Annotated in this window: 18 protein-coding genes and 1 other RNA gene; 18 read left to right on the forward strand and 1 reads right to left on the reverse strand. The window is 41.4% G+C overall.

From position 1 onward, the window contains the following. The first annotated feature begins 34 nt into the window (after positions 1–34). The 14 genes from rnr (at position 35) to NKF87_RS04065 (ending at position 15,431) form a co-directional block, all read left to right on the forward strand. Positions 35–2,191, forward strand: coding sequence for a ribonuclease R (gene rnr / locus NKF87_RS04000; RefSeq protein WP_253584043.1), 2,157 nt, complete (start codon positions 35–37; stop codon positions 2,189–2,191). Next, positions 2,178–2,642 carry an SsrA-binding protein SmpB gene (gene smpB, locus NKF87_RS04005; protein WP_055284277.1) on the forward strand — a complete coding sequence of 155 codons (465 nt, stop codon included), beginning with the start codon at positions 2,178–2,180 and terminating at the stop codon, positions 2,640–2,642. Before rnr ends, smpB begins: the two co-directional genes overlap by 14 nt. A gap of 22 nt (positions 2,643–2,664) precedes the next feature. Next, positions 2,665–2,895 carry a hypothetical protein gene (locus NKF87_RS04010; protein ID WP_138375637.1) on the forward strand — a complete coding sequence of 77 codons (231 nt, stop codon included), beginning with the start codon at positions 2,665–2,667 and terminating at the stop codon, positions 2,893–2,895. A 196-nt stretch (positions 2,896–3,091) separates the two neighbouring features. Then, positions 3,092–4,846: an ammonium transporter gene (locus NKF87_RS04015; RefSeq protein WP_195256636.1), complete on the forward strand. Its 1,755-nt coding sequence runs from the start codon at positions 3,092–3,094 to the stop codon at positions 4,844–4,846. Between the two features lie 173 nt (positions 4,847–5,019). Continuing rightward, positions 5,020–5,370: a transfer-messenger RNA gene (ssrA, locus tag NKF87_RS04020) on the forward strand. 274 nt (positions 5,371–5,644) lie between these two features. After that, the gene (locus tag NKF87_RS04025; protein WP_117597039.1) at positions 5,645–6,523 is read left to right on the forward strand and encodes a DMT family transporter; all 879 of its coding nucleotides are present in this window, start codon (positions 5,645–5,647) and stop codon (positions 6,521–6,523) included. Between the two features lie 87 nt (positions 6,524–6,610). After that, positions 6,611–7,333 carry a response regulator transcription factor gene (locus NKF87_RS04030; RefSeq protein WP_117597252.1) on the forward strand — a complete coding sequence of 241 codons (723 nt, stop codon included), beginning with the start codon at positions 6,611–6,613 and terminating at the stop codon, positions 7,331–7,333. Next, positions 7,296–8,576, forward strand: a complete 1,281-nt coding sequence (locus tag NKF87_RS04035) for a sensor histidine kinase (RefSeq protein WP_117597041.1) — start codon at positions 7,296–7,298, stop codon at positions 8,574–8,576. The genes NKF87_RS04030 and NKF87_RS04035 overlap by 38 nt, the downstream gene beginning before the upstream one ends. Before the next feature lie 204 nt (positions 8,577–8,780). After that, positions 8,781–9,479 carry an ABC transporter ATP-binding protein gene (locus tag NKF87_RS04040; RefSeq protein WP_117597043.1) on the forward strand — a complete coding sequence of 233 codons (699 nt, stop codon included), beginning with the start codon at positions 8,781–8,783 and terminating at the stop codon, positions 9,477–9,479. Between the two features lie 14 nt (positions 9,480–9,493). Next, positions 9,494–11,806 (forward strand): ABC transporter permease, encoded by a 2,313-nt coding sequence (locus NKF87_RS04045; protein WP_117597046.1) that lies wholly within the window; start codon positions 9,494–9,496, stop codon positions 11,804–11,806. A gap of 178 nt (positions 11,807–11,984) precedes the next feature. Beyond that, positions 11,985–13,178, forward strand: coding sequence for an L-aspartate oxidase (locus NKF87_RS04050; protein ID WP_117597048.1), 1,194 nt, complete (start codon positions 11,985–11,987; stop codon positions 13,176–13,178). Positions 13,179–13,254: 76 nt separating this feature from the next. Then, positions 13,255–14,109, forward strand: coding sequence for a carboxylating nicotinate-nucleotide diphosphorylase (gene nadC / locus NKF87_RS04055; protein ID WP_028086864.1), 855 nt, complete (start codon positions 13,255–13,257; stop codon positions 14,107–14,109). Between the two features lie 77 nt (positions 14,110–14,186). Continuing rightward, positions 14,187–14,711: a transcription repressor NadR gene (locus tag NKF87_RS04060; protein WP_117597050.1), complete on the forward strand. Its 525-nt coding sequence runs from the start codon at positions 14,187–14,189 to the stop codon at positions 14,709–14,711. Between the two features lie 102 nt (positions 14,712–14,813). Then, complete coding sequence (locus NKF87_RS04065) at positions 14,814–15,431, forward strand: AAA family ATPase (protein ID WP_028086866.1); 618 nt, start codon at positions 14,814–14,816, stop codon at positions 15,429–15,431. A 71-nt stretch (positions 15,432–15,502) separates the two neighbouring features. Here the strand turns inward: NKF87_RS04065 and NKF87_RS04070 are convergent, their stop codons facing one another. Further along, positions 15,503–15,694, reverse strand: a complete 192-nt coding sequence (locus NKF87_RS04070; RefSeq protein ID WP_055281312.1) for a hypothetical protein — start codon at positions 15,692–15,694, stop codon at positions 15,503–15,505. 181 nt (positions 15,695–15,875) lie between these two features. Between NKF87_RS04070 and NKF87_RS04075 the strand changes: the two genes are divergently transcribed. The 4 genes from NKF87_RS04075 to NKF87_RS04090 all read left to right on the forward strand — a co-directional run bounded on the left by NKF87_RS04075 (position 15,876) and on the right by NKF87_RS04090 (position 19,412). Beyond that, positions 15,876–16,727, forward strand: coding sequence for a putative manganese transporter (locus NKF87_RS04075; RefSeq protein ID WP_055281314.1), 852 nt, complete (start codon positions 15,876–15,878; stop codon positions 16,725–16,727). Between the two features lie 96 nt (positions 16,728–16,823). After that, positions 16,824–17,420 (forward strand): DUF6465 family protein, encoded by a 597-nt coding sequence (locus NKF87_RS04080; protein WP_195256640.1) that lies wholly within the window; start codon positions 16,824–16,826, stop codon positions 17,418–17,420. A gap of 91 nt (positions 17,421–17,511) precedes the next feature. Continuing rightward, on the forward strand, positions 17,512–18,471 hold the full coding sequence (locus NKF87_RS04085) for a TMEM198/TM7SF3 family protein (protein WP_117597054.1): 960 nt from the start codon (positions 17,512–17,514) through the stop codon (positions 18,469–18,471). 107 nt (positions 18,472–18,578) lie between these two features. Then, positions 18,579–19,412 (forward strand): PHP domain-containing protein, encoded by an 834-nt coding sequence (locus tag NKF87_RS04090; protein ID WP_055281319.1) that lies wholly within the window; start codon positions 18,579–18,581, stop codon positions 19,410–19,412. Positions 19,413–19,449: the final 37 nt, after the last annotated feature.

Below are 19,449 nucleotides of genomic sequence, written 5' to 3' on the forward strand. Positions count from 1 at the left end.
TCCCTTTTTCAACGATGCAGGAGAGTATATGAATATGAGTAAGAAATTTGATAAGAGAAAAAAAGTCGTCTATGACCTGATCTGCGACGATTTATATACACCGATGAAATTTAAGGAACTGGCCATGCTTCTGCGTGTGGCAAAAGAAGACAGGGATGAGCTGCGCCAGATACTGGAATCACTGGAACAGGAAGGAAAGATTTATCTTTCCAAGAGAGGAAAGTACTGTAAAGGACATGCAAAGCGTCTGACCGGTGTATTCCGTGCAAGCCTTAAGGGATTCGGTTTTGTTGTACTGGATGAAGATGATTCGGCAGATGTATTTATCGGAGAAGATGATATCTGTGGGGCGTTCGATGGAGACCATGTCGAGATTGTGCTGACAAAAGAGCCGGAGGGAAGAAGCCGTGAAGGAAAGATTGTGAAGATCCTGGAGCGTGGACTTTCGAAAGTGGTCGGACTGTATCGTATGAAGCCGGGCAAAAAGTTTGGATTTGTAATTCCGGATAATCAGAGACTGGATCAGGATATATTTGTACCGGTTGAAAAATCAAGAGGAGCAGTGGACGGACATAAAGTTGTAGTGGAACTGACTTCTTATGGAGAAAATGGGAAAAAACCGGAAGGAAAGATCGTGGAGATCATCGGACATCTGAATGACCCTGGGACGGATATTATGTCAATCGTAAAGGGGTATGATCTTCCGGTAGAATTTCCGGATAAAGTGTTAAGACAGGCAGAACGCGTAGCAAAGCCGGTCAGTGAAGCGGATATGAATGGAAGAAAAGACTTGCGCGACTGGCAAATGGTCACGATCGATGGGGAAGATGCAAAGGATCTGGATGATGCCGTGTCACTGGTAAAAGACGGTGAAAATTATATTCTGGGTGTGCATATTGCAGATGTAACAAATTATGTGCAGGAGAATAGTGCGCTTGACAGAGAAGCTTTAGAAAGAGGAACCAGTGTTTATCTCGTAGACCGTGTAATCCCGATGCTTCCACATACGCTTTCGAACGGAATGTGTTCATTAAATGCAGGTGAGGACCGGTTGGCATTGAGCTGCATTATGACGGTAGATCCGTCAGGAGAAGTGGTTGCCCACGAGATTGCCGAGACGGTAATCCATGTGAACCGCAGGATGTCTTACACCAGTGTGAAAAAGATCCTGACTGATCATGATGAAGCTGAAACAGAAGAATACAGGGAACTGGTTCCGATGTTTGAACGGATGCAGGAGCTTTCCGGTATTTTAAGAGCCAGAAGAAAGAAACGAGGCTCGATTGATTTTGATTTTCCGGAGACCAAGATGATTCTGGATGAGAACGGAAAGCCGGTCGATATCAGACCATATGACAGAAATGTTGCGACGAAGATCATTGAAGATTTTATGCTTCTGGCAAATGAGACGGTGGCAGAAGACGGTTACTGGCAGGAACTTCCATTTTTATACCGGTCCCATGAAACACCGGATGAAGAAAAGATCCGTACGTTGGCAACATTTATCAATAATTTTGGATATTCTATGCACATAGGAGTAAATGAAATCAGACCAAAAGAAATTCAAAAGTTGCTTACAAAAGTAGAAGATACTCCGGAAGAGGCAATGATCAGCCGACTGGCATTACGTTCCATGAAGCAGGCAAAATATACGGTGGAGAATGATGGACATTTTGGACTGGCAGCTAATTATTATACACATTTTACTTCTCCGATCCGTAGATATCCGGATCTTCAGATTCACCGGATTATCAAAGATAATCTGCGGGGAAGAATGAATGCGGATAAGATGGAACATTACCGGCCTATCCTTCCGGAAGTGGCAAAGCGTTCCAGTGAGATGGAGCGTCGTGCAGATGAAGCAGAACGTGAGACAGTCAAATTAAAGAAAGTAGAATATATGCAGGCGCATATAGGAGAAGAATTTGAAGGTGTGATATCAGGAATAACAAAATGGGGCATGTATGTGGAACTTCCGAATACGATAGAAGGTCTGGTTCATGTAACGAATATGACGGATGATCATTATGAATATAATGAAGAACGCTATGAGATGATGGGGATGCATACACGGAAAGTGTATAAACTAGGCGAAGGACTAAGAGTCCGGGTGCTGGATGCAGACCGTCTGATGCGTACGATTGATTTTAAGATTGTAAATCAGGGAGGTGCCGGAGATGGCGAAGAGTAATGACAAGATGATTGCAAACAATAAAAAGGCATATCATGATTATTTTATTTTGGATAAGATCGAAACAGGAATTGCTCTGCACGGGACAGAAGTGAAATCACTCCGTATGGGAAAATGTAGCATAAAAGAATCCTTCATCCGTATTGAGAACGGAGAGGTATTCATATATGGTATGCATATCAGCCCTTATGAAAAAGGAAATATCTTCAATAAAGATCCGCTCAGAGTCAGAAAATTACTTCTTCATAAATCAGAGATCAACAAACTGATCGGTAAGACAAAAGAAAAAGGAATGGCGATCGTGCCTTTGAAAGTCTATTTTAAAGGAAGTCTTGTAAAAGTAGAGATCGGTCTGGCAAAAGGTAAGAAATTATATGATAAACGTCAGGATATCGCAAAGAAAGACCAGAAGCGTGAAGCAGAACGCGATTTCAAGATGAAACTCAGATAGAATACAGACAGGAGAGGACAAAATGGTACCGACAAAGAAAGAAGAATTAAGAGATCTGGTCACACAGACTACAATGGAGACTTATGAGGAGCTGACTCCGCATCTGGTACAGCTCATTAATGAGACAAACAGCAATCCGAAACTGACAGAGAGCCAGAAACAGGATGAGATTTCTTTACATATGATGGGATTTGTAAAGTCCTGTACCAATGAGATTATCATTGAAGTGCTTGGAGAAATCCTTGGATTGTGAAATTGTGGAAAAAATATGAGAAAAATAAAATCTGGTTGTGATAATTGAACGAAATTATATACAACAACAGAAAAATATCAGAAAATTCCTTGACAAAGAAAGTTCTGAGCGTTAAACTACGGGACATAAAGCAAGGGCGCTTCGAAAATAATATTTCGAGGCGCTTTTTTTTTGACAAGATGAAGGAGGAACTATTATGACGAAAGAAGTATTATCAGCCATACAGGATGCTGTAGGCACACAGGTATTTGGAATCTGGTTTCTGATCGGTGCAGCATTGGTGTTTTTCATGCAGGCAGGATTTGCAATGGTAGAGACAGGATTTACCAGAGCGAAGAATGCAGGAAATATTATTATGAAGAATCTGATGGATTTCTGTATCGGAACTTGTGTATTTATCCCGCTTGGATTTGGAATTTTACTTGGTGAAGATGCACTTGGTGGATTTATTGGAACTCCGACACTTGGAATTTTTACAGATTATGCAAATTTTGACTGGTCTAATTTTGTATTTAACTTAGTGTTCTGTGCAACAACGGCAACAATCGTATCCGGAGCAATGGCAGAACGAACAAAATTCTTATCTTATTGTATTTATTCAGCTGTTATTTCAGCTATTGTATATCCAATCGAAGCACACTGGATCTGGGGAGGCGGATGGCTTGCAAGTCTAGGCTTCCATGATTTTGCTGGCTCATGTGCGATCCATATGGTAGGCGGTACAACTGCTTTTATCGGAGCTGCAATGGAAGGTGCCAGAATTGGTAAATTCACAAGAAATAAAGAAGGAAAAGTCACAAAAGTACATGCATTTCCTGGACATAATATTGTAATCGGTGCACTTGGATGCTTCATTCTCTGGTTTGGATGGTATGGATTCAATGGTGCGGCAGCAACAACCGGATCACAGCTAGCTTCAATTTTTATGGCAACAACGATCGCACCTGCAGTAGCAACGGTTGTATGTATGATCTTTACATGGGTCAAGTATGGAAAACCAGACGTTTCTATGTGTCTGAATGCTTCGCTTGCAGGTCTGGTAGCAATTACAGCACCTTGTGATGTTGTAGATGCAGCAGGATCCGTTATTATCGGTGTTGTAGCAGGACTGCTGGTAGTATTTGGAGTATGGTTCTGTGATAATGTAGCTCATGTGGACGATCCTGTCGGTGCAGTTGCAGTTCACTGTTTAAACGGTATCTGGGGAACAATCGCAGTTGGTCTTTTTGCAACAAAGACAGCACCGGAATGTACACTCAAAGGTCTGTTCTACGGTGGAGGGTTCCATCAGCTTGGATTACAGCTTCTTGGTGTTGTAAGTGTTATGGCATGGACAATTGTGACTATGACAATTGTATTCAAAATAATTGATAAAACTGTTGGACTGAGGGTATCAGAAGAAGAAGAAATTGTTGGTCTGGATTCAAAAGAGCATGGTCTTGCATCTGCATATGCAGGATTCAGCTTGATGGATATCACAGAAGGAAGTATGAGTGTCAATGAAAATACAGAGCTTGGTGAAAATGATTATGATGAAGCGTCAGATGTACAGCGAGCAGCATCTGTTAAAGTAACCACACCTGTAGATCCGTCAACAGGTATACATAAAGTAGTCATCATTGCAAAACTTTCAAGATATGAGAAACTGAAGACAGCCCTTAATGATCTTGGTGTAACAGGTATGACCGTTACCCAGGTTATGGGATGTGGAGTTCAGAAAGGTGCAGGTGAGAAATACCGTGGAGTTGAGATGGATATAACGGTACTTCCAAAGGTTAAGGTAGAAGTTATCGTCGGAAGCATTTCAGTAGAGAAAGTGATTGACACTGTGAAGAGAACACTTTACACTGGTCATGTCGGAGATGGAAAGATCTTTGTTTACAATGTACAGAAAGTTGTGAAAGTTCGTACCGGTGAGGAAGATTATGAAGCATTGAAGGATGTAGAGTAAGGAGAATGTTTACGGTATTATACTGATTTGCAGCGAAAAGAGATGTATATGATATAATTTCATGTACGTCTCTTTTTAGATTACATAAGAGGCTTGACAAATAAAACAACTTGAGATTATAATTAAATTTACGTAAAGACAGTCTGCAGACCAGAAGAAAGCATTTAGATTTAGGGCTTGTACTGGTTTCGACGGGGGTCTGGAAGTTGGAGAAGCCATCCGTAGCGGGACACTACGTTAAAAGTTCCACTTAAATATAAACGCAGACAATACAGAATTAGCGTACGCAGCCTAATTAGGCCGCAGTCGGCCCCAGATCATCCGCTGTCCGGGTCACCGGCTTCAAACAGGCGGAGCACTTCGTTTCCAAAGCTTTGAGGAGATGGAAGAACTTATGAAGCTACTAAAGTGAGGAACCTGTCATTAGGTGCCGCATGGAGGGAATGTTAATATAATGACTGTGATGGGAGATGCTCGAATGGATGGGCTTTCGGACGCGGGTTCAACTCCCGCCAGGTCCACTATAATATTAAGTAATACGGAGAACGTGTCATGGGCGGGTTTTCTTATATACTTAAGAACACAGAGGAAAGTCATAGTTTCTGAAGAATCGGTAAACTAGGGCTTTTCTTTTTATTTACGCGAGCAACGAGCCAAAGTCCGTGCTTGCACGAGACCTTGGCGACTGCCGCGATAACTTGAGAAACTCGCGAAGCGTGTTTCTCATAGTTCGTAATTATGAAAAACAAGGAAGCAACAAAATAAGAGAAGAAACAAATAGATTAACAGGAGGGTATTATGAGTGAGAAATCGTTGAGTAAAAATACAAGAAAAAATGTGATCCTGCTGCATATTGCAGTTATGTGCTTTAGCTTTTCAGGAGTGATCGGTCAGTATGTACAGGTACCGGCAGTACAGGTGGCAATGGGAAGAGTTATCTGTTCTTCACTGCTTTTGCTGGCAATATCTCTGGTCTGCAAGGATAAGCTGACGCTTGATTCAAAGAAAGATTATGGTCTTATGATCATGACAGGTGTGGTAATGGCAATTCACTGGTCAAGCTTCTTTCAATCCATCCAGACATCGTCTGTAGCAATTGGAACGATTACATTCTCTACATTCCCGCTGTTTCTGACGTTTTTAGAGCCGTTATTATTTCATGAGAAGATTCGTGGCAGGAATATTTTGAATGCACTGATCCTTCTGCTGGGAGTATTGATCACAATTCCGGAGTTTTCTGTGGAGAATAAAGTAACGGTCGGAATCATCTGGGGAATGATTGCGAGCTTTACATATGCAGTGATGACATTGTCGAACCGGTATTTTGCCAACAGATACAAAGGACGTACAATCTGTCTATATGAACAGGGAACAGCAGCTGTTGCACTGCTTCCGGCACTGGGATTGGTGAAAGCGGACTGGCGTCCGGTGGATTTTGCAGGAGTTGTAACGATTGGCTTTTTGTGTACGGCAATTGCATATTCTTTATATGTGACGGCGCAAAAGGGTGTGAAAGCACAGACAGCGGGAATTATCTCAGGAATGGAGACGGTGTACGGCATCGTATTTGCACTTCTGTTCTTAAGAGAGATCCCGACAGTCAGGGAACTGGTCGGAGGAGCGGTGATACTTGGAATTGCATTTTATTCGTCCCTGCACAGTGAGGACGAATTGTAAGAAATTTTTAAGAATTGCATCGGGAAATATTTAAATCATGAGCGGTATAGTATGGCTGTAAAGAAAAAGAGGGGAGAGACGAAAGAAATGGAGGCAGAAAAAATATTAGTAGTAGATGATAATAAAGAAATCGTCTATTCCATCAGTGAACTGTTAAAATATGAAGGCTATGAGATTTTGAAAGCTTATGATGGTATGGAAGCACTGGATATCATGGAGCGGGAGAATGTAGACCTGATCCTTCTGGATGTGATGATGCCAAGGCTCAATGGTCTGTCGGCGTTGATGAAACTGCGTGAGAAAAGCAGGATCCCGGTGATCATCCTGTCGGCCAAGACAGAAGAAAGTGATAAGGTATCGGGACTTACGCTTGGGGCAGATGATTATATCGAAAAGCCATATAATCCGGCAGAATTGATTGCAAGAGTGAAAGCACATTTACGCAGATACCGTGTATGGAGTAACATGGAAGCGGAAAAAAAGAAAGATCCGGATCAGATTGTGAATGGCGGACTGGTACTTGATAAGAAACAGAGAGTGATCTTTGTTGAAGGAGAAGAAGTGCATCTGACGGCAACGGAGTATAAGATCCTGGGGCTATTGATGGCGCATCCCGGGCAGGTATTTCCGGCAGAGCAGATTTATGAGAATGTATGGCAGGAAACAGCAGATTATACTGTAGAGAATACTGTAATGGTACATATCCGTCATATCAGGGAAAAAGTGGAGATTGATGCGAAGAAGCCAAGATATGTAAAGGTGGTGTGGGGAATTGGATACAAAATGGAAAAATATGGTAAAAGCAATTAAAAAGTTTATAAAAGAATATTATGATTGCGTATTTGGATTTCTGCTGTTTATAATTGGAAGCTTCCTGTTCTTTGTGGTGTTAGTGAACAGATATTATTTCAGTACATGGGGCGTATGGAGAATCTGCTTGATCGGCAATATCCTGGTGCAGCCGGGAATCTGCCTGCTCGTACGCAGGTATATGAAACTGAGATATCGGAACTGGAGTCAGAAAGGGAGTGCAGAGACCTATCTGCAGGATACAGAAGACAGTATCTATTATCAGACCTGGAAGGCGAAAGAAAAACAGTCGGAAAAAAGATTTCGGAATATACTGGCGGTAGAACTGTCGGCAGCAGCGGCATATCTTTTCTTTATCAGTTACAGCAGCGGATGGGGATGGAATTATGCGGCCGGATATATGATGGTAGCAACGGTGTTTATAGAATATATCTGCTGCCGGGAAGTGATCCAGAGATACTGGAGAAATGAGCTGGATCAGATCATGGAGCAGACGGAGAGCTTCTTTCAGAAGCGTCTGGAACAGGCGCTGGAGATTGAACGGAAGAGTCTGGAAAAGGTATCGAGAAGTGACCAGTTAAGAGTAGACTTGATCACAAATGTATCGCATGATCTGAAGACACCACTGACTTCCATCGTCGGATATCTGGAACTGATCAAAAAAGAAGAATTAAGTGATGTAGTGAGGGACTATGTAGACGTGATATCGACAAGAGCAGGAAAGCTTGGTGAGATGATCAACAGCCTGTTTTCGCTTGCAAAAGCGAGCAGTGGGAATGTAGAACTTCACAAAGAAACTTTTGAGCTTAATCGACTGATGGAACAGATATTTGCAGATATGGATGACCGGATAAAAGAAAGCGGGCTGAAATTTGTAACTCAGCTTACGGAAGAAGATACGGCAATTTATTCTGATAATTCATATTTTTACCGGATCTGCCAGAATTTGGTGGAAAATGCGCTGAAGTATTCGGCGAAAGGAACCAGGGTATTTATAAAGACATATAAAAAGGAAGCGGGTACAGATCAGAAAATGGTATTAGAGATTACGAATACATCCGGATATGAGATGGATTTTGAAAAAGAAGATATCATCGAACGGTTTTCAAGAGGCGACAAGGCAAGAACCAGTGAGGGTAACGGACTGGGACTTGCAATCGTAAGTACCTATGCGAAAGCACTGGGAGGAGAATTTGATATTAAGATTGACTGTGATCAGTTCAAAGCAATCGTTTCGATATAATAAAATGTATAAAAGCAATCTAGATCCCGGAGAAGGGAATGAAAGGATGACGTACGCAGGACGCCATCCTTTCTTAATATGTATATGTACTCGATTTTTCTGAAAAGTCCTGTAAAAGAGTTTCGAAAATGATTTCGTTGACAAATGAATAAGTTTAAACTAACATTAGTTATATAAATATAACTATAACTATGGAGGAGAACGATGTTTCTGGAAATAAGAGGAATCAAAAAATCATTTGGAACAGGAGACAGCTGTGTAAATGTGTTGAAAGGATTGGATCTGAATATAGAAAAAGGAGAATTTTGTGTTTTGCTGGGACCATCGGGGTCTGGTAAATCAACATTACTGAATATCATCGGAGGAATTGATGGTGCGGACGAGGGCAGTATTACGATAGAAGGCGAACGTCTGGAGGATATGACGGAGAAGAAACTTTCACTGTATAGAAGAAAGCATCTGGGATACATATTCCAGATGTATAATCTGATACCGAATCTGACGGTACGGGAGAACATTGAAGTGGGGGCATATTTAAGGGAGCAGCCATTAGATGTGGATGAATTATTACATACGCTGGGACTTTACGAACATCAGAGAAAACTGCCGAATCAGTTATCAGGAGGACAGCAGCAGAGAACTGCAATCGGACGTGCAATCGTCAAGAATCCGGATATTCTGTTGTGTGATGAGCCGACCGGCGCTCTGGATTATCATACATCAAAGGAAATTCTGAAACTGATCGAGACGGTCAATCAGAGATATGGCAATACGATTATCATGGTTACACATAATGATGCAATCAAAGACATGGCCGACAGAGTAGTGAAGCTCAGAGATGGAATGATCCGGAAAAATTACAGAAATGAAGTGAAGATTCCGGCAATCGATCTGGAATGGTAAGGGGGACATGACAAATGAAAAGTCCTTTAAGAAAAAGATTACCGCGGGAACTAAAAAGTGAATTTGGAAAGTATTTAGTTGTCTTTATCATGATGGCAATCACGATTGCATTTGTATCCGGATTTCTGGTGGCGGATGGAAGTATGATCCGGGCATACGATGACAGCTTTCAGAAATATAATATAGAAGATGGGTATTTCCGGACGAAAAAGAAGCTGACTACAACTCAGAAAGAAGACATCGAAAAATCGGATGTAAAAATATATGAGAATTTTTATATAGAACAAAAGCTGACGAACGGAAGCACTGTGCGGTTTTTTAAGAACCGGAAAGATGTAGATAAGGTATGTCTGATGAAAGGAAGGATGCCGGAAAAGTCCGGTGAGATTGCCGTGGACCGTATGTATGCAGAGAATAACAGTCTGGAAATCGGAGACTGGGTAAAGAGTGGAAAGAGGGCATTTCGGATTACGGGACTTGTGGCTCTTTCGGATTACAGTGCATTATTTCAGAATAATAATGATACGATGTTTGATTCTGTAAAGTTTGGAGTGGCGATCGTTACAGACAAAGATTTTGAAGCATTAAACCAGGTGAAACTACAGTATAATTACGCCTGGGTTTATGATAAAAAACCGGAAACAGAGAAGAAAGAAAAGAAAATGGCAGAAGATCTGATGGAAGACATGACTGGTGTTGTGACGCTGGAAAGTTTTGTGCCGCAATTTCAGAATCAGTCGATCTGTTTTACCGGGGATGATATGGGAAGTGACCGTGCGATGATGGTTATGCTGCTTTATATCGTAATGGCAATTCTTGCATTTGTCTTTGGAATTACGATCAGTAATACGATAAGAAAAGAAGCCGGAGTTATCGGTACGCTTCGTGCATCCGGATATACAAGACGTGAACTGATCATACATTATATGTCGCTTCCGGTTGTGATCACGCTGATCGGTGCGCTGGTTGGAAATATTCTTGGATATACGTTATTAAAGCAGGTATGTGCCGGTATGTACTATGGAAGTTACAGCCTTCCGACATATGTAACGATCTGGAATGCGGAAGCATTCTGGATGACGACGGTTGTGCCGGTTATTATTATGCTGACCATTAACTCTGGTATTTTATATTACAAATTAAGGCTGTCACCACTTAAGTTTATAAGAAGAGATCTTTCTTCACGAAAACAGAAGAGAGCGGTACATTTGAGCACAAAGCTTGGAATTTTCCGAAGATTCCGTCTGAGAGTTATTTTCCAGAATATCAGTAATTATATGGTGCTGTTTGTAGGAATCCTGTTTGCCAATCTGTTATTATTCTTCGGATTGTTGCTGCCATCCGTATTGGATCATTATCAGGAAGAAATTCAGGGAAATATGCTGGCGAAATATCAGTATATACTTGAGGTTCCGACAGAGGCAATGAGTGGAAGTAAACTGGAAAGTTTACTGGCGCTGATGCAGTATTCCAACGGGACAGAGACAGAGAATAAAACTGCAGAAAAATTCAGCGCATATACATTAAATACAATTCCGGGACAGGCGAAGAGTGAAGAAGTGATGCTGTACGGAGTAGAACCGGACAGCAGATATATCAAGGCAGATCTGGGGAAAGGAGTCTATGTATCAGCTGCATATGCAGACAAATATCAGGTGGAACCGGGAGATAAGATCACGTTAAAAGAAAAATACGAGCGGAAACGTTATACATTTAAAGTAGACGGAATCTATAATTACAGCGGAGCTGTCAGTGTATTTATGAGTCGTGATAAGCTGAACAGGACATTTGATCTTGGAAATGATTATTATGCAGGGTATTTTTCAAATACAAAGATCAGGGATATTGATGAGAAATACATCGGCACCGTGATCGATTTGGAGGCATTGACGAAGGTTTCGAGACAGCTGGACGTATCTATGGGAAATATGATGGGACTGGTCAATGGATTTGCAGTCATGATCTATATGATCGTCATCTATCTGTTGTCAAAGATCATTATCGAGAAAAATGCACAGTCTATCTCTATGACAAAGATACTTGGATATACGAACGGAGAGATCAGCAGGCTGTATATTATGTCGACAATGCTTGTGGTTATCATAGAACTGCTTATAAGTCTTCCGATTGAAAAGGCAGTGATGAATGTGATCTTCCGTGCAATGATGATGTCAAGTATGACAGGTTGGATCACACTGTGGATCGATCCGAAAATATATGTGGAAATGTTCCTGGTTGGATTTATTACCTATGTGGCGGTAGCACTTCTGGAATATCGGAAGATCAAAAAGGTTCCGATGGATGAAGCGTTGAAGAATGTAGAATAGGAAAAAGCAGAAGGCATGAAATCAAAGCCGGCTTGTATGTGTAAAGAATAAATACAACAACTGTCTTGTCACATGTAAATAACAGTGGTATAATGTGAAAAGTTTAAGCGGTCAGAAGAATATATATGGAGGGACTGTCCGTAAACGGAAAGCAGTATAGAAAAGAGGATGTTGTATTATGAAACTGAATGCAGATGTAGTAATAGTCGGAAGTGGGGTTGCCGGACTTTTCAGTGCCTTGAATTTACCTGAAGAACAGGAAATCATACTAATTACCAAATCAGATCTGGAAAGCAGTGATTCTTTCCTTGCGCAAGGGGGAATCTGTGTATTAAGAGATGAAAAAGACTATGACAGTTATTTCGAAGACACGATGAAGGCAGGACATTACGAGAACCGGAAAGAATCTGTGGATATTATGATCCGTAATTCCAGAGATATTATTAATGATCTTGTGAAATACGGTGTGGAATTTGAAAAGAAGGACGGAAAATTTGCCTATACAAGAGAAGGTGCACATTCCAGACCGAGAATCCTGTTCCATGAAGATGTGACAGGAAAAGAGATCACTAGCAAACTGCTTGCACAGGTGAAGAAGCTTGAGAATGTAAAAATATATGAATATACAAAGATGACGGATGTGATCATCGAAAATGGAAAATGTGTGGGAATCAAAGCAGAGAATGAAAACGGAACATACGAAATCTATGCGGAGAATACAATCCTTGCAAGCGGCGGAATCGGTGGAACTTACCAGCATTCGACAAATTTTCCACATCTGACAGGAGATGCGATTGAAATAGCAAAGAAACACAACATTCGTCTGGAACATCTGGATTATGTACAGATTCATCCAACGACATTATATTCGAAGAAACCGGGAAGACGTTTCCTGATCTCAGAGTCTGTACGTGGAGAAGGTGCGGTTCTTTATAATAAGAATAAAGAGCGTTTTGTAGATGAGTTGCTGCCGAGAGACGTGGTGACAAAAGCAATTAGAGAAGAGATGAAAAAGGATGGAACCGATTATGTATGGCTTTCTATGGAACATATACCGAAAGAAACTATTTTAAATCATTTCCCGAACATTTATGAACACTGTCTGGAAGAAGGCTATGATGTAACAAAGGAATACATTCCGGTCGTACCGGCACAGCATTATTTCATGGGTGGAATCTGGGTTGATTCGGATAGCAGGACGTCTATGGAGCATTTGTATGCAGTTGGAGAGACAAGCTGCAATGGTGTTCATGGTGCGAACCGCCTGGCAAGTAATTCCCTTTTAGAAAGTCTTGTATTTGCAAAACGTGCAGCAACAAAGATCAAAAAGGAAGAAACTAAGAAAAATTTGTCTGAACGAAAAGTAGTGTAAGATGGTATAATGAGTGCAGCGTGTGAATGCACGGATATGAAAGAGATAAATACAAAGCAGGGTAAAGGAGCACAACATGAATAATATAACAATGACATTACAGGTAGATCATCTGATCATGGAGGCATTAAGAGAAGATATTTCAAGCGAGGACGTGACCACCAATGCGGTCATGCATGAAGCTGTAACAGGAGAAGTAGACCTGATCTGCAAGCAGGATGGAGTGATTGCAGGGTTACAGGTATTTCAGAGAGTTTTCGAATTGTTAGATAAAGACACGAAAGTAGAATTTTTCTGCAAAGACGGTGATGAAGTAAAGAACGGGCAGTTAATGGGAAAAGTAACAGGAGATATCCGTGTCCTTCTTTCCGGAGAGCGGGTTGCACTGAATTATCTGCAGAGAATGAGCGGGATTGCAAGTTATACACGTTCGGTGGTTTCACTTCTGGGAGAGAGCAAGACAAAACTTTTAGATACCAGAAAGACAACTCCGAATATGAGAATTTTTGAAAAATATGCAGTCAGAGCAGGCGGCGGATATAATCACCGTTATAATCTGTCTGACGGTGTTCTGTTAAAGGATAATCATATCGGAGCAGCGGGAAGTGTAGCAAAGGCTATTCAGATGGCTAAAGAATATGCACCATTTGTACGCAAGATTGAAGTAGAAGTGGAGAATCTGGATATGGTAAAAGAAGCGGTAGAAGCGGGGGCAGATATTATCATGCTCGATAATATGTCCACAGAGGAGATGCAGGAGGCAATCCGCATCATCGATGGACGCGCGGAGACTGAGTGTTCCGGTAATGTAACAAAAGAGAATATCGGCAGACTGACTGCGCTTGGTGTAGATTATATTTCCAGCGGGGCATTGACACACTCTGCTCCAATTTTAGACATTTCCTTAAAGCATCTTCATGCGGTATTATAATGTAGTTACTGTGTATAGAGAAAATACATGGACAGGCAGATCATTTAGAAAAAGAACATGGGAGGTGGCAACAGGAAATGCATGGATCTGAAAGAAGAGAGCAGATAATCAGACAGATTCAGGAAAGTAAAGCCCCGGTATCCGGAACAAAGCTTGCTTCCTTTTATAATGTCAGCCGTCAGGTGATCGTGCAGGATATTGCACTGATCCGGGCAGCAGGATATGAGATCATATCTACAAACCGAGGCTATATATTGAATCAGCCAACGACAGTGTGCCGGATATTTAAAGTCCAGCATACGGATGAACAACTGGAAGAAGAACTGAATACGATCGTTGATCTGGGAGGATGTGTGGATAATGTAATGATCCATCACAGAGTCTATGGAAAAATGGAAGCGGAACTGGTCTTAAATTCCAGAAGAAAGGTTGGCGCATTTATGGAAGATATTCGGAGCGGAAAGTCAAGTCCGCTTAAGAATATCACATCTAATTATCATTATCATAAGGTCAGTGCCGACAGCGAAGAGACGCTGGATCTGATCGAGCAGGAACTGAGGAAAAAAGGATTTCTGGTAGAGGAAAGACGACAGGTAGTGTAAAATTGACAGAATAATCGAATGAAACATATGGTATTTTCTGACGGAAACAGGTATAATAGGGACAAAGAAATCGTGATACTTTCATCCGAAGGAGGGATACCTATGACGACACATAAGATTATAACAATAGGCAGACAATTTGGAAGCGGCGGACATGAGATTGGCAATCTTCTTGCAACAAGACTGGATATTCCGTTATATGATAACAATCTTGTCAGAATGGCAGCAGAGAAGATGGATATCAGAGAAGAGACAGCAAAGGCGATTGATGAGACTTCTCTTAACAGTTTCGTATCCAGTTATCTGATCACACCGATGGGATATTCTTCCTATATTAATTCGGAAGAATATGTGCAGCCGTTATCTGAGCAGATGTATGAACTGCAGACGGAGATCATCAAAAAACTTGCAGAACGTGGGCCATGTGTGATCGTGGGCAGATGTGCAGACTATATCCTGAAGGACAATCCAAACTGCATTAACGTATTCATCTGTGCTGACCGGGCTGACCGCATCAAACGTATAGCGGAAAGATACGATGTGTCTGAGAAGAAAGCTCTGGATCGCATCAAACGTATGGACAGAGAACGAAAATATTATTATGAAACTCATACAGGACAGGAATGGGGAAGCATCAGTTCTCATGACATATTACTGAATGCAAGCCTTCTTGGAATCGAAGGAACGGTTAATGTGCTGGAAGGAATCTATAAAAGATAACGGACAATGAAATGAAAGATATAATAAGAAATGAGCGGTGTAGGCCGCTCATTTCTTATTACCCTTAAATATTATGATTCGAATCCGAGTACCGTTTCTGTATTCTGAATATCTGAATATAATTTCAGATGCATGCCTTCTGTATGGCATACTTTTACAATATCCTCATACTCTTTGCAATCCGGAAGTATTTTCATAAGCATGTTAGGCATATTATGAAAAATATTACGGTTAAATATACAGGATCGTTCAAAAGTACTCATATGGCCACATCCTTTCTGTAAAAATAGTCTATATATAATGTATTATACAGAAAAAAAGACTGAAAATTACAGGATAAATGAGAAAAATATACAAAGTAAGACTACATATTTTGCTTGAAAAATACGACCATAACATCTAGAATAAAAATGTTATGAAAAAAATAAAGGAGAGACGGTAGATATGGAAATGTTTATTGATATATTACTGGATGCGGCAATCGATTGTGTGAAGATGCTTCCATTCCTGTTTCTTGCATTTCTGCTGATAGAGGCACTGGAGCATTATTCCAGTGATTTTACAAAAAAACTCATGGTGAAAGTAGATAAGGCAGGACCGGTTGTAGGAGCAATCGTAGGATGTGTCCCTCAGTGTGGATTTTCGGTTATGGCAGCAAATCTGTATTCAGGCGGAATCATTACGGTTGGAACATTGATCGCAGTGTTTCTAGCCACATCGGATGAGGCAATACTTATTATAATGGGAAATCCGGAACATGCAGGAAAGATCGGTGTGCTGCTTCTGGCAAAAGTGATCATTGCAATTATTGCAGGATATCTGGTAGATATTTTCTTTAAAAAAGAAATTGCAGTGCCGCATCATGAAGGAGAACTCTGTCATGACTGTGGATGTCACAATCATTCGGCTGGAATAGTAAAACCTGCACTTCGCCATACGGGAAAGATTTTTTTGTATCTGTTTGTATTTACGTTTATTTTAAATCTGTGTATTGACATACTTGGAATTGACAAGATTTCAGCTATGATGCTTGGAGATACTGTGTTCCAGCCGGCAATTGCGGCTTTGATCGGCCTGATTCCAAATTGTGCGGCGTCCGTGATTCTGACACAGCTGTATCTGAGTGGAGCAATTTCTTTTTCCTCTGTGATTGCGGGACTTTGCACGGGAGCCGGTATCGGGCTTGTAGTATTGTTCAAAGTGAATCCGGATAAGAAGGAAAATATAAAAATTATAGCAGTATTGTATGTGATTGCTGTGATCGCAGGTCTGATCCTGGAGCTGACCGGAGTGTAGAATGCTGTCTGTGGCATAGAATTGCATTTTTGGAAGAATGTGTTATAATATTGACAACTAGGTGATGAGGCTTAGAGAGATTTAGGAGGAAATGAAATGGCTACAAAAAAAGTAACAACAGCAACCACAAAGGATGTAACTGCAAAAGTAACTGCACCAGTGACAAAGACATCAGAAAAAGCAGAGACAACGAAGAAAGCAGAGACAGTAAAGGCAGTGGCAGCAACAGAGCCGAAGAAGATAGAGAAGGAGCCGGTAAAAACAGCAGCTCCAAAGACCGAGCCAGTAAAACCGACTACAAAAGAAGAAACAGCTAAGCCGGAAGCAAAGAAGGCCGAGAAAAAAGTTGAAGACAAAGCTGTAAAGACAGAATCTGTCAAGAAAGCTGAAGCTGAGACAAAGACAGCAGCAAAGAAGACGACCACAAAGAAGACGACAGCAAAGAAGACGACAGCAAAGAAGACAACTGCGAGAAAAACAACAGCAAAAAAAGAAATCAAAGTAAGTGCGTTTGTAGAATACTTTGGAAAACAGGTAGAAGAAAAAGATATGATCGCAAGAGTAAAGAAGGCATGGACATCTTCTGGAAAGAAAATCGGAGATATCAAGACGATGGAGTTATACATAAAACCAGAAGAATCTGCAGTATACTATGTTATTAATGGAACAGAGACAGGAGCAGTAGCATTCTAGAGGCGGATATAAGGAACCAAAGGCTGTGAATCTTCGGAGGCACAGTCTTTTCTATTCTTAAAGCATAATAAGGGGCAAAGGAGAAACGGGTATGAATATGGAGAACTTTACATCAGTTTTTAATTCGGCAGATGGGCCCACGAGTATATTTGTTGCAGGGAAGACACCGGAGATAATGGGTGTGCTGATTGCGATTGTTGTAGTGGGTGTGATTATTTCATTGTTTGGTCTGAAGCTTGTAAGAGTACTTTCGGCGATGATGGGACTTGGAACCGGAGCAGTGATCGGAGCAGTGATCGGAACAGTGGCAGGTCTTGATACGACAAAGATGGTTGCGACAATTGCCGTGTGCGGAGTGGTATTGTGTATCATGTGTGCAGTACTACGAAAATTCGGAATATTTGTTATGACTTTCTTGGGATCATGGGGGACATTTGTTACCCTTGTGGAAGCGCGGTCAGTTATAGTACTTGGAATCTGCGCAGCGGTTGCACTGGTCATCGCAATACTGACAGTCATCTTTGCGGAATTTCTGGTCATCTTTGTAACCGGTATTGTAGGAGGAGTGGAAGCAGGAATGGCACTTCCGTTTCTTCTTGGGATGACAAAGATTGGCTGGATCGGATATGTAATGAGTGCAGCGATCGCAGTAATTGGCATCACGGTTCAGACAATGATGCAGTCGAGAAAGATCGGAAAGAGGGAAAAAATATTTTCGAAAAAGATCAAAGAACAGGTTTCGATGGAATCGGAAGTAGAAAAGGCCAGAATGCTTCTCGATGATGGAGATGTGGAAGAATCTCAGGAGGAAGAAACGGAAGCCGGAGATCAGGGAGATCAGGGAGATCAGGGAGAACCGGAAGAGACGGTGACAGAGATATTTGACATAGACGATGATAAGCCGGAGCCGGAAGATACAGATGATGAGGAAAATGTAGATGCCAAAATGACGGATGTGCCGGAAGGCGGATTCCTGGATGAAGATGATGTCGAGATATTCGAGACAGACGATTCGGATGTCGTAGTTCTTCATGCGGATGATATTGACTAAAGCAAAAAATATATACCCGTTGCAGAAAATTAAGATCTGCAACGGGTATTTTTGTTATAAGGGATGTGCTATAATGTTGCTAAGAATAAAGTTAAGGAGGCTTACTTATGAAATTGGATATGCATTGCCATGTGCGGGAAGGCTCAGTAGACAGCAGGGTAAGCTTGGACGAATACATCACAACCCTGAAGGAAAAAGGATTTGACGGGATGCTGATCACAGATCACGATACGTATCATGGTTATCGTCATTGGAAATATCATATGAAAGGCAAGGTACATGAAGATTTTGTTGTGTTGAAAGGAATCGAGTATGATACTCTGGATGCGGGACATATCATTTGTATTATGCCGGAAGGTGTAAAGATGCGTCTTCTGGAAATAAAGGGACTCCCGGTGTCTGTTCTGATTGACTTTGTGCACAGACACGGAGGAATCCTCGGACCGGCACATCCATGCGGGGAAAAGTATCTGAGTTTTACTAATACGGGAAGGTTTTATAAATCACCGGAACTGATCAAAAGGTTTGATTTCATTGAGGCGTTTAATGCATGTGAATCAGCAGAATCGAATGAAGGAGCAAGGAAGCTTGCAGAGAAATACAAAAAGCCGGGAATCGGCGGAAGTGACGCACACAGACCGGACTGCATAGGGACAGGCTATACCATTCTTCCGGAAAGAGTGACCTGTGAGACGGAACTGATCGCCCTGATACGGAGTAAAGCGGCAATCGAGGCCGGAGGCGTGTTGTACGGAAAGACAGCCAAAGACAAGATGGGACCAGCGCATAAGATCCTGACGTATTCATTCTGGTTCTATAATAAGGGCGGGGCACTTCTGAAAAAACGGAAAAGAATTTTGAAAGGAAAGATTGAAAATCCGGCAACACCGATTGATCCGATTGAAATTCCATACCTGCATAATATAAAAAAACAGAAATAAAAAGAAGATGTATTTTTGAAAAATTATGCATTAAAAT

Source organism: Dorea longicatena (genome assembly GCF_024168045.1).
Classification (GTDB): domain Bacteria; phylum Bacillota; class Clostridia; order Lachnospirales; family Lachnospiraceae; genus Dorea_A.

Excerpts from the sequence above, each read along its gene's own strand:
- NKF87_RS04010 (WP_138375637.1), top strand. The coding sequence starts at position 2,665 with ATGGTACCGACAAAGAAAGAAGAATTAAGAGATCTGGTCACACAGACT.
- NKF87_RS04050 (WP_117597048.1), top strand. The coding sequence starts at position 11,985 with ATGAAACTGAATGCAGATGTAGTAATAGTCGGAAGTGGGGTTGCCGGA.
- NKF87_RS04065 (WP_028086866.1), top strand. The coding sequence starts at position 14,814 with ATGACGACACATAAGATTATAACAATAGGCAGACAATTTGGAAGCGGC.
- NKF87_RS04090 (WP_055281319.1), top strand. The coding sequence starts at position 18,579 with ATGAAATTGGATATGCATTGCCATGTGCGGGAAGGCTCAGTAGACAGC.
- rnr (WP_253584043.1), top strand. The coding sequence starts at position 35 with ATGAGTAAGAAATTTGATAAGAGAAAAAAAGTCGTCTATGACCTGATC.
- NKF87_RS04045 (WP_117597046.1), top strand. The coding sequence starts at position 9,494 with ATGAAAAGTCCTTTAAGAAAAAGATTACCGCGGGAACTAAAAAGTGAA.
- NKF87_RS04040 (WP_117597043.1), top strand. The coding sequence starts at position 8,781 with ATGTTTCTGGAAATAAGAGGAATCAAAAAATCATTTGGAACAGGAGAC.
- NKF87_RS04030 (WP_117597252.1), top strand. The coding sequence starts at position 6,611 with ATGGAGGCAGAAAAAATATTAGTAGTAGATGATAATAAAGAAATCGTC.
- NKF87_RS04025 (WP_117597039.1), top strand. The coding sequence starts at position 5,645 with ATGAGTGAGAAATCGTTGAGTAAAAATACAAGAAAAAATGTGATCCTG.
- NKF87_RS04070 (WP_055281312.1), bottom strand. The coding sequence starts at position 15,694 with ATGAGTACTTTTGAACGATCCTGTATATTTAACCGTAATATTTTTCAT.
- NKF87_RS04015 (WP_195256636.1), top strand. The coding sequence starts at position 3,092 with ATGACGAAAGAAGTATTATCAGCCATACAGGATGCTGTAGGCACACAG.
- NKF87_RS04080 (WP_195256640.1), top strand. The coding sequence starts at position 16,824 with ATGGCTACAAAAAAAGTAACAACAGCAACCACAAAGGATGTAACTGCA.
- nadC (WP_028086864.1), top strand. The coding sequence starts at position 13,255 with ATGAATAATATAACAATGACATTACAGGTAGATCATCTGATCATGGAG.
- NKF87_RS04060 (WP_117597050.1), top strand. The coding sequence starts at position 14,187 with ATGCATGGATCTGAAAGAAGAGAGCAGATAATCAGACAGATTCAGGAA.
- NKF87_RS04085 (WP_117597054.1), top strand. The coding sequence starts at position 17,512 with ATGAATATGGAGAACTTTACATCAGTTTTTAATTCGGCAGATGGGCCC.
- smpB (WP_055284277.1), top strand. The coding sequence starts at position 2,178 with ATGGCGAAGAGTAATGACAAGATGATTGCAAACAATAAAAAGGCATAT.
- NKF87_RS04075 (WP_055281314.1), top strand. The coding sequence starts at position 15,876 with ATGGAAATGTTTATTGATATATTACTGGATGCGGCAATCGATTGTGTG.